Below are 9,319 nucleotides of genomic sequence, written 5' to 3'. Positions count from 1 at the left end.
ATGGATGCCCATTAAGAAGTCTTTGCCATAAATTCAAATACAATCGAATTATCGAACGCAACCATAACCTGATACGATTGAAATCCCAAGCTAGGACACTTTTAACAAGTGAACAGGGCATTGCTAAAAGAAAACAACGTTGTTGGGATGTTGAAGCTGTTTTTGGCAATATAAAACAGAACATGAACTTTAAACGGTTTATGTTGAGGGGAATCGACAAGGTAAATGTCGAAATAGGTCTAATTGCAATGGCTCATAACCTTAAAAAGTATAGCTTGACCATATAAGCCAACTTTTTCAATTTTAAATTGACGCTATTTTAACCTAGTATTTTAAACTATCATACAAAGTTAAATTTAACCAAAAAGAAAATCGTCTAAAAATTACTTTTTAGACGACCTCTTTTATATCTAGCGAACTAATTTTTTATACTTGATCCGTTTTGGAGTCAAATCGCCACCAAGACGTTTTTTCTTGTTTTCTTCATATTCACTAAAACTTCCCTCAAAGAAATAAACTTGTGAATCTCCTTCAAAAGCAAGGATATGTGTACAAATTCTGTCCAAAAACCATCGGTCGTGACTAATGACTACAGCACAGCCTGCAAAATTTTCGAGACCTTCCTCTAATGCTCTTAAAGTATTGACATCTAAATCGTTGGTAGGTTCGTCTAAAAGCAGTACGTTGCCTTCTTCTTTAAGGGTCATTGCCAAATGCAGTCGGTTACGCTCACCACCTGAAAGTAGTTTTACCTTTTTATTCTGTTCACTTCCTGAAAAATTAAAACGGCTCAAATACGCTCTCGAATTAACTTGCTTTCCGCCCATCAAAATCAATTCCTGCTCATCACTAAAGTTTTGCCAAATTGATTTCTCTGGATCTATATTTGAATGCTTTTGATCTACATAAGCTAATTTTGCTGTTTCTCCAACCTTAAACTCACCTTTATCTGGTGTTTCTTCACCCATGATCATCTTGAAAATAGTGGTTTTACCAGCACCATTGGGACCAATCACACCAACAATTCCTGCTTGAGGCAAATTAAAATTAAGATCTTCATAAAGCAATTTATCTTCATAACCTTTACTAACACCAATCGCTTCAATAACATTGGTTCCTAAACGGGGACCATTTGGAATAAATATTTCTAATTTTTCGTCAAGTTGCTTTTGATCTTGACTTAATAGTTTGTCATAATTGCTCAAACGCGCTTTTTGCTTGGTTTGTCGGCCTTTGGCACCTTGACGCACCCATTCCAACTCGCGTTCCAATGTTTTTTGACGCTTAGAAGCCGTTTTGCTTTCTTGTGCCATTCGCGTCGATTTTTGATCTAACCAAGATGAGTAATTTCCTTTCCAAGGAATGCCTTCACCTCTATCGAGTTCTAAAATCCAACCTGCTACGTTATCCAAAAAGTATCTATCGTGAGTTACTGCAATAATGGTTCCTTTGTATTGTGACAAGTGATTTTCCAACCAATGTACCGACTCGGCATCCAAGTGGTTGGTAGGCTCATCCAACAATAAGACATCTGGTTCTTGAAGTAATAATCGACATAAAGCCACTCGACGACGTTCTCCACCAGATAACACACCTATTTTTTTGTCACCATCAGGAGTTCTTAGCGCATCCATGGCAATTTCTAATTTGGTATCTAGTTCCCAAGCATTCGTCGCATCAATTTTGTCTTGCAATTCTGCTTGACGGTTCATCAATTTTTCCATTTTATCCGGATCGGAATACACTTCTTCCAATCCAAACATCTCATTAATTTTATTGTATTCGTCCAGAATTGCAACGGTTTCGGCAGCACCTTCACGAACCACCTCCATCACGGTTTTGTCATCATCCAACTGTGGTTCTTGTTCTAAAAAACCAACTGAATAATCCTGAAGAAAGGTAACATCACCTTGATAGTTTTTATCAAGTCCTGCAATAATTTTTAAAAGTGTAGATTTTCCAGAACCGTTAAGTCCCAAAATCCCAATTTTAGCTCCATAAAAGAAACTTAAATGAATGTTTTTCAACACAGGTGTATCAGCACCTTTAAATGTCTTGGTAAGCCCCCTCATGGAGAAGATCACCTTTTTATCATCGCTCATTGCTTAAAAATAAGTTATTTGTTATTATAAAATTAAGTCGTTTGGACATAGATCAATAAATCTATAGAAAAGCCATAAACAATTACACCCGTCCTTTTAAGGCATTGAATACCCACGCAATGGCAAAGAAGCCAATTCCAACCGATGCAAATCCATAACCTGCAACGTCATCGTACCTAAATGCACCTAAACAAATTAATGCAATTCCAACTATAATCATGATGGTTGTGGCCCACGCCAAAACACTGTTTTTATTCATTGCCATAAATCCTAGTTTTTAAGGGAACTACAAATATCTGATATTTTAATATAAAAACAGTCCTAAATGTGGTTTTTAAAAGCCGTCTAAAATGACTTTAAGTGATTATCGCAAATATCTAAGTGTAAGTCATTCCGTCAAAATTGATTTACAGCATGGTTATAACTTTATTTTTAGGAATTTATCAATAATAAACATGCAATGCCTCCATCTTCTCAATTAACGTTTAATTATCATTAATTCGTTTATCAATTGACGATCAATAACTAATTTTGCACCTTATTTTTTCACACAAACAATACTACTTAATTAATGAATAAAGCCTTACTATCATTGGCCATTGGAGGATTTGGCATTGGATTAACCGAGTTTGTCATCATGGGAATTTTACCCGATGTAGCACTTGCCTTTGACATTAGCATCCCGGATGCCGGACATTTTATTTCTGCATACGCTTTGGGCGTTGTAGTTGGTGCACCAATTCTCACGGGATTTGGCAGCAAATGGCCAGCCAATAAAGTATTGTTTGCACTTATGCTGTGGTTTACTGTTTTTAATACCTTATCGGCATTTGCTACAGGATACAACTCTTTTATGATTTTACGTTTTTTGTCAGGATTGCCTCATGGTGCCTTTTTTGGAATTGGCGCTGTGGTTGCCGGTAAATTATCAAAACCCGGAAAAGAAGCTCAAGGTATTGCCATTATGTTTAGTGGACTTACCGTTGCCAATCTTTTAGGCGTTCCTTTAGGAACTTATTTGGGCAAAAACTTTGACTGGAGCGCTTCCTTTCTAATGGTTGGTGTTGTTGGCATTCTTGCAGTCACAAGTGTAAAACTTTGGATGCCTTTACTCAGGACGTCTTCTGGAACCAATTTTAAAAGTGAATTGAAAATATTTAAACATGCAGAACTTTGGCTTATTATTTTGTTGACAACTATTGGAACAGGTGGCTTTTTTGCTTGGTACAGTTATATTGCACCCTTAATTACGGATGTTGCTGGTCACTCCGAAAACATGGTTCCTTATGCCATGATCCTTGCGGGATTGGGCATGGTCATCGGGAATTTTATTGGCGCCAAACTTACCGAAAAATTTGCACCTCTTAATACCGTCATTGTCGTACTTGCCCTGATGGTGTTTTGCTTATCCCTCAACACTTTTCTCGCATCAGACAAAGTTTTGGTATTGGTCATGACCTTTATAATAGGTATGGTCACTTTTGCCATCTCTACACCAATTCAACTTCTTATTATCAGAGCATCAAAAGGATCTGAAACCTTAGGATCGTCACTTAATCAAAGTGCCTTTAATGTCGGAAATGCATCTGGAGCTTATTTTGCGGGATTGCCAATTGCCATGGGCTATGGTTATACAGCTGCCGATTGGGTTGGCGCTGCCATGGCCGGATCGGGTGTGTTGATTGCTTTTGGGATTAAGTTTTTAAAAAAGAGAAAGTCCAAAAATGTTAAAAACACAGCTTTTTCTTAATTATCGATTCGTGGCCATTTTATATAAAACATGGCTCTTCATAGCCATTGCACAGATGTTAAATGTTGAATTTAAGCGCGTACATCGGCCAATTCCTTTTCGTTTTTATCAAAGACCGATTTGGCATAAGGACATTGCGGAATGGCCCTAAAGTGATTGTCGCGCAAATAATCAACCATAGCATCAAAGAGCTTTCTGGCAACTCCTTGGCCTCTTAACGAATCGTTGACAATAGTGTGCTCTATAACCATTCGTTTTTTGTCGGAATATACATAGGTCATTCTTGCTTCAATCTTACCATCCACTTCTATAAAAAATTGGCCGGCCTTTCCATTATCTGAATGTTTTACTTCCATATTTAAGTCGTTTAAATTTACTTGGATGAACTATCATCATTCAAATTTACTAAATATTTTAATCGCCTTCGAATTTGAATACTCAACTTTAAACAGATATCGCATTTATATTGATTCAAATGATTCGCTACTTTTGTAACAGGTTTAAAGTTTGTATTTTTACATCAAACTAAAATAAAGCAATGGACCTTAACTTCAACAAAAACGAAGATCACAACAAACTTCTACTCTCGGCTTTACGCCAGCGTCTTGCAAAAACAAAACTTGGTGGCGGACAAAAAAGTATCGACAAACATCATGAAAAAGGTAAAATGACGGCTCGCGAGCGCATTGATTACCTATTGGATCCAAAAGCAAAATCTATCGAAATTGCAGCGTTTGCTGGCGAAGACATGTATGAAGAGCACGGCGGTTGTCCTTCTGGAGGTGTTGTTGTAAAGATTGGTTATATAAGAGGCAAACAATGTATGGTAGTTGCCAATGATGCAACGGTTAAGGCTGGTGCCTGGTTTCCTATTACCGGAAAAAAGAATTTAAGGGCACAGGAAATTGCCATTGAAAATCGACTTCCAATTATTTATTTGGTAGATTCTGCAGGCGTTTACTTACCCATGCAAGATGAAATTTTTCCCGACAAAGAACACTTTGGGCGTATTTTTAGAAACAATGCCATTATGAGCAGCATGGGCATTACACAAATTGCAGCCGTTATGGGAAGTTGCGTTGCCGGTGGCGCCTATTTGCCAATTATGAGTGATGAAGCTTTAATTGTTGATAAAACCGGAAGTATCTTTTTGGCGGGAAGTTATTTGGTAAAAGCGGCTATTGGAGAAACCATTGATAACGAAACTTTGGGCGGTGCAACAACGCATTGCGAAATTTCAGGAGTAACTGACTATAAAGCAAAAGATGATAAAGATGCTTTAGATACCATCAAAAACATCATTGATAAAATAGGCGATTTTGATAAGGCAGGATTCAATCGGATTGAATCCATCAAACCAAAGGAAAATCCTGAAGATATTTATGGCATTCTTCCAAAAAGCAGATCGGATCAATATGATATGTATGAGATTATCAAACGCCTAGTTGATAACTCTGAGTTTGATGAATATAAAGCAGGTTACGGCCAAACGATTATTACGGCTTATGCCCGTATTGAGGGCTGGGCTGTTGGTATTGTTGCCAATCAACGAAAACTCGTAAAAACTGCCAAAGGCGAAATGCAGTTTGGCGGCGTGATTTACAATGATTCGGCCGATAAAGCCACACGGTTTATCGCTAATTGCAATCAGAAAAAAATTCCATTAGTCTTTTTGCAGGATGTTACCGGATTTATGGTAGGCAGTAAAAGTGAACATTCTGGAATTATTAAGGATGGTGCAAAAATGGTGAATGCCGTGAGCAATTCGGTCGTTCCTAAATTTACGATTATCATTGGCAACAGTTATGGTGCCGGTAATTATGCCATGTGCGGCAAAGCTTATGACCCACGATTGATTGTAGCATGGCCAAGTGCAGAACTGGCAGTGATGAGCGGCAATTCTGCTGCAAAAGTATTGCTCCAAATTGAAACGGCATCTCTGAAAAAGAAAGGACAAAATATAACCAAAGCACAAGAAGACCAGTTGTTTAACAAAATAAAAGACCGTTATGATGCGCAAGTTTCTCCATATTATTCGGCAGCACGACTCTGGACCGATGCTATTATCGATCCGCTAGATACCAGAACATGGATCAGTATGGGGATTGAAGCTGCCAACCATGCACCTATTGAGAAAAAATTTAATATGGGTGTTTTACAAGTTTAAATGATGAAATACAATCTATTTATTATTAGCACATTTATAACATTTGCCATGTTTGGTCAAAAAACTGATTGTGACAGTATAAAACCTCGATTGTCTTTTGTACCTGATACGTGGACTGCGACAGACCTGTCGCATTATATTATTATTGATAAAGACACGTTATACGCATCTTATAAAACTGATTTTGACACTTCATTGTTAAAATCTTATTTAGAAGATGACGAAGGATTTTTGAATCACTATAGAATGATAGTTTTTTTATTTACTGATAAAAATTCAAAGGTTATTTATGAAGTTAAACAATGGGCAGCACCTATTATTGTGTATTTAGACAAAAATTTACCGAAAACTGTTCGTAGTCAGTTTGAAGAATTTTATTCACAAATTCAAGATGTAAAGAATCTTAAAATAGGCTTTACATCCAAATTAAAAGATGCTAATTATCAAATAAAAGTAACTACAACACCCATAAAAGCTAATAAGAACGATTCTGAAATTTCTAATAAAATAAATAATATAAATTCAATTCTTACCGGTGGTACTTATAGCTTGCTAACGGATGATAACAACAAGTTTTACAGTGGAATTTTAAGTATTAACATAAATGGTAGAAATGATATAGACGTAATCAAGCAATTGAAACAATTATTTTTTATGAGCTTAGGTAGTTTCTATGGTGGCTTTGTTTCTGACAACAATAGTTTGTTATCCAAACATTATGATAATTCCTCTAACTTTTCTGATTTTGATCTTAAGATTTTGAAAATGCATTATCACAATATATATGAGCAGAAAATAAATGGAACTACCTTCTTAAAACTTTATAACCTATCCAAACAAAAATAATGAAGCAAGCTATATTTTTAATTGTCCTTTTTCTGTTTACTACCGTTGTTCTTGCACAAAATAATACAATCACAACTGTAAGGCGTTATATGCCTATCAAAATGTACAAAACCAAGTTCGATAAACCACTCACTAAAAATGATACTCTTAATTTTAGATTTACAGAAAATGACACCTTGGTATTATTAGAAGATCAAACACCTCCAAAAGGTATTAGCGTGCCCTATGAACCTAAGGATTCAACATTCTTAAATTATTATAAGAAAATAGCTTTCAATCATAAAAATGACGTTTATAGTAATAAAAGTTCAATGAAATATTGGAAAAATGACATCAATATTTTCTTTTCGCAAAGTGTATCGAAAAAAACAAAAAAAGATTTTATGTCATTTGTAAAACAAATTGACAAAGCAGTAGATTCCTTACGTATTAAAGAAGTAAAAAATGTTGAAGATTCAAATTACACCATTTATTATTCTGGTGATTATGAATATGAACCACGAATGTTTAATTATAAAACTTCTGATTATTACATATATTGGAATAATAATAAAATTTATAGAGGCGCAATACGATTAGATAAAAACGCCTTATTTGGCGATGCATTGCTTCAATATAAAATGCGTGAGTTTTTCATCAAATCTCTTGGATATTTTAAATTTATTGATGATTTCGACTGTGAAAGTTATTTCTCAAATTGTTACTCTCCAAAAAAAGAATTAAGCCAGATGGATTTGGAACTTTTGAAATATCATTATTCTTATGGTATTTGCAAAGGAACTGATCTTAAAACTTTTGAAGAACAACATGCAAGAGCTAAGGAGACCTTTCAAAAAACCGGACAGCACATATTTTTCCTTCATGTAACTGACAATGAAGATAACGAATAACTAATTGCACCGGCTATTTTAGAAGAATGAATTTGACAGTAATAGATAAAATTAAAAGGAGCGATAAAATTTCTGTTTTCGCTCCTTTCAATTATTGCCTTTAATCAGTGGTATTTTTATTAAAGAACCTCTTTCCGTACTAATTTAAGCGTTTCTTTACGCTGAATTTTTCCAGTTGCTGTTTCTTTAAATTGAGGCACCATATAAATTTTCTTGGGTACTTCCAACTTTTCCAGTTTTTTGAATACGGACGATTTTAAATTGTTTTTATCCCCTTCTAAAATCAGAATGAGCTTTTCACCCAGTTCTTCATCAGGTTCCGAAGCTATAAAAAAGCGTTCCTTAATGTGATCGGTTAATTTTGCTTCAATTTGTTCGGGAAATAGTTTTACACCACCCGAATTGACCATATTATCAATACGTCCCAACAACTCAAATTCGGAAGACGAATGGAGTTTAACCACATCGTTGGTAACAAGTTGCCCAGATGCTACTTTTGGTGCATCGATGACCAGGCATCCGCGATCATCTTGAGAGATTTTAACTTTTGGAAAAACTTTAAAATAATCCATTTTGCGCTTTCCATTCATTGCCTTTACAGCAATATGACTAACCGTCTCGGTCATGCCGTAAGTAGCATAGATTTTTGTTTTTAAACCTTGAATGGCTTCTTCCAAAGGTTTTGAAATAGCGGCACCGCCAATAATCAAGGTCTTGATTCTTTTGATGGACGACAATGAATTGGTTAATTGTAAAGGAACCATTGCACAAAAATCATAGGTTTTGTTAAGATCAAAATCTGGCCGCGTAGTCGGATCCACAAAATCAAGATCCAAACCTAAGATCATAGCTCTCACCAACATCATTTTACCAGCAATATAATGTGTCGGCAAACATAATAAGGCAGTTTGTCCAGGTTTCATCTTAAAAAAATCACCTGTAGCAATAGATGAGTTTACCATAGCTTGCTTGCTCACTCTCATTAACTTAGGTTGCCCTGTCGAGCCTGAAGTTTTGACTTTTATATAATCCTTGCCATCCAACCAATCAATTAAAAAATCGCCCATTACTTTCTCATAAGGTGCGCCTTCTTTAACCAAGCTATAGGCTACTTCCTGAAGCTCTTCGGCATTATAATGATTGGAATTCAATCTGAATTTTAAATGTATTTTATCAAAAGTTGGCGTCATTATATAAGATATTTGAAAGGTAATGGATTACATATTAAGTATTGCTAAGGTATAATTTTACTACAGAAACAAAATGAAAATATAAACTTATTCAGTTTCAATCTTATTAATTGATTGCGTGCCACCAAGAGCGTCTATTGCTGGATTAAATACTTCAACAGGAAGCGGCACAACTTTACCAAACAACTTCTCTTTCCAATCGGTCCATTTATATACTTTAGATAATATAAAAAGGATCATAGGAAACAACACAAAAACAGGAACCAAGACCTCCATCAATTCTGCGCCTTGAGGATCTGACATATCCTTTAAAACGGAATGCGTCTGGAACGCCGTCCAATCGGCCGTAACCAATAAAGCGGTAAACAAATTAT

At 35.6% G+C, this 9,319-nt stretch carries 9 protein-coding genes and 1 pseudogene; 5 read left to right on the top strand and 5 right to left on the bottom strand.

Annotated features, from left to right (window positions below; all coding sequences use genetic code 11):
- Window positions 1-287 (top strand): transposase (locus VNJ50_RS12770; RefSeq protein WP_325582515.1); only part of this gene is annotated, 287 nt, incomplete at its 5' end.
- Window positions 288-410: 123 nt separating this feature from the next.
- Here VNJ50_RS12770 and ettA read toward each other — a convergent pair.
- Both ettA and VNJ50_RS12760 read right to left on the bottom strand, forming a co-directional pair.
- Entirely contained in the window at window positions 411-2,102 is a 1,692-nt protein-coding gene (gene ettA / locus VNJ50_RS12765; protein ID WP_325582513.1) for an energy-dependent translational throttle protein EttA, read from the bottom strand.
- An 82-nt stretch (window positions 2,103-2,184) separates the two neighbouring features.
- Complete coding sequence (locus VNJ50_RS12760; protein WP_325582511.1) at window positions 2,185-2,367, bottom strand: CAL67264 family membrane protein; 183 nt, start codon at window positions 2,365-2,367, stop codon at window positions 2,185-2,187.
- A 306-nt stretch (window positions 2,368-2,673) separates the two neighbouring features.
- Here VNJ50_RS12760 and VNJ50_RS12755 point away from each other — a divergent pair, with 306 nt between their 5' ends.
- A complete protein-coding gene (locus tag VNJ50_RS12755; RefSeq protein ID WP_325582509.1) occupies window positions 2,674-3,852 on the top strand; it encodes an MFS transporter in 1,179 nt (392 codons plus the stop codon).
- A 71-nt stretch (window positions 3,853-3,923) separates the two neighbouring features.
- Here the strand turns inward: VNJ50_RS12755 and VNJ50_RS12750 are convergent, their stop codons facing one another.
- Window positions 3,924-4,208, bottom strand: a complete 285-nt coding sequence (locus tag VNJ50_RS12750; RefSeq protein WP_325582507.1) for a GNAT family N-acetyltransferase — start codon at window positions 4,206-4,208, stop codon at window positions 3,924-3,926.
- Window positions 4,209-4,390: 182 nt separating this feature from the next.
- On the opposite strand from VNJ50_RS12750, the gene VNJ50_RS12745 reads away from it, so the two are divergent.
- Genes VNJ50_RS12745 through VNJ50_RS12735 form a run of 3 tightly spaced genes read left to right on the top strand, consistent with a single transcriptional unit; the run spans window position 4,391 to window position 7,755 of the window.
- Window positions 4,391-6,019 carry an acyl-CoA carboxylase subunit beta gene (locus VNJ50_RS12745; RefSeq protein WP_325582505.1) on the top strand — a complete coding sequence of 543 codons (1,629 nt, stop codon included), beginning with the start codon at window positions 4,391-4,393 and terminating at the stop codon, window positions 6,017-6,019.
- 3 nt (window positions 6,020-6,022) lie between these two features.
- Entirely contained in the window at window positions 6,023-6,865 is an 843-nt protein-coding gene (locus tag VNJ50_RS12740; protein ID WP_325582503.1) for a hypothetical protein, read from the top strand.
- The gene (locus tag VNJ50_RS12735) at window positions 6,865-7,755 is read left to right on the top strand and encodes a hypothetical protein (protein WP_325582501.1); all 891 of its coding nucleotides are present in this window, start codon (window positions 6,865-6,867) and stop codon (window positions 7,753-7,755) included. Before VNJ50_RS12740 ends, VNJ50_RS12735 begins: the two co-directional genes overlap by 1 nt.
- A gap of 119 nt (window positions 7,756-7,874) precedes the next feature.
- On the opposite strand, the gene VNJ50_RS12730 is transcribed toward VNJ50_RS12735, so the two are convergent.
- Together VNJ50_RS12730 and VNJ50_RS12725 are read right to left on the bottom strand one after the other, a co-directional pair.
- On the bottom strand, window positions 7,875-8,945 hold the full coding sequence (locus VNJ50_RS12730) for an AMP-binding protein (RefSeq protein WP_325582499.1): 1,071 nt from the start codon (window positions 8,943-8,945) through the stop codon (window positions 7,875-7,877).
- An 87-nt stretch (window positions 8,946-9,032) separates the two neighbouring features.
- Window positions 9,033-9,319 (bottom strand): annotated as a pseudogene (locus VNJ50_RS12725) (CPBP family intramembrane glutamate endopeptidase); the annotation flags it as partial.

Source organism: Gelidibacter sp., from assembly GCF_035577925.1.
Classification (GTDB): domain Bacteria; phylum Bacteroidota; class Bacteroidia; order Flavobacteriales; family Flavobacteriaceae; genus Gelidibacter.
This window is presented reverse-complemented; position numbering and strand designations above follow the sequence as displayed.

Coding starts and splice junctions, on each gene's coding strand:
- ettA (WP_325582513.1), bottom strand. CDS start 2,102: ATGAGCGATGATAAAAAGGTGATCTTCTCCATGAGGGGGCTTACCAAG.
- VNJ50_RS12760 (WP_325582511.1), bottom strand. CDS start 2,367: ATGGCAATGAATAAAAACAGTGTTTTGGCGTGGGCCACAACCATCATG.
- VNJ50_RS12755 (WP_325582509.1), top strand. CDS start 2,674: ATGAATAAAGCCTTACTATCATTGGCCATTGGAGGATTTGGCATTGGA.
- VNJ50_RS12750 (WP_325582507.1), bottom strand. CDS start 4,208: ATGGAAGTAAAACATTCAGATAATGGAAAGGCCGGCCAATTTTTTATA.
- VNJ50_RS12745 (WP_325582505.1), top strand. CDS start 4,391: ATGGACCTTAACTTCAACAAAAACGAAGATCACAACAAACTTCTACTC.
- VNJ50_RS12740 (WP_325582503.1), top strand. CDS start 6,023: ATGAAATACAATCTATTTATTATTAGCACATTTATAACATTTGCCATG.
- VNJ50_RS12735 (WP_325582501.1), top strand. CDS start 6,865: ATGAAGCAAGCTATATTTTTAATTGTCCTTTTTCTGTTTACTACCGTT.
- VNJ50_RS12730 (WP_325582499.1), bottom strand. CDS start 8,945: ATGACGCCAACTTTTGATAAAATACATTTAAAATTCAGATTGAATTCC.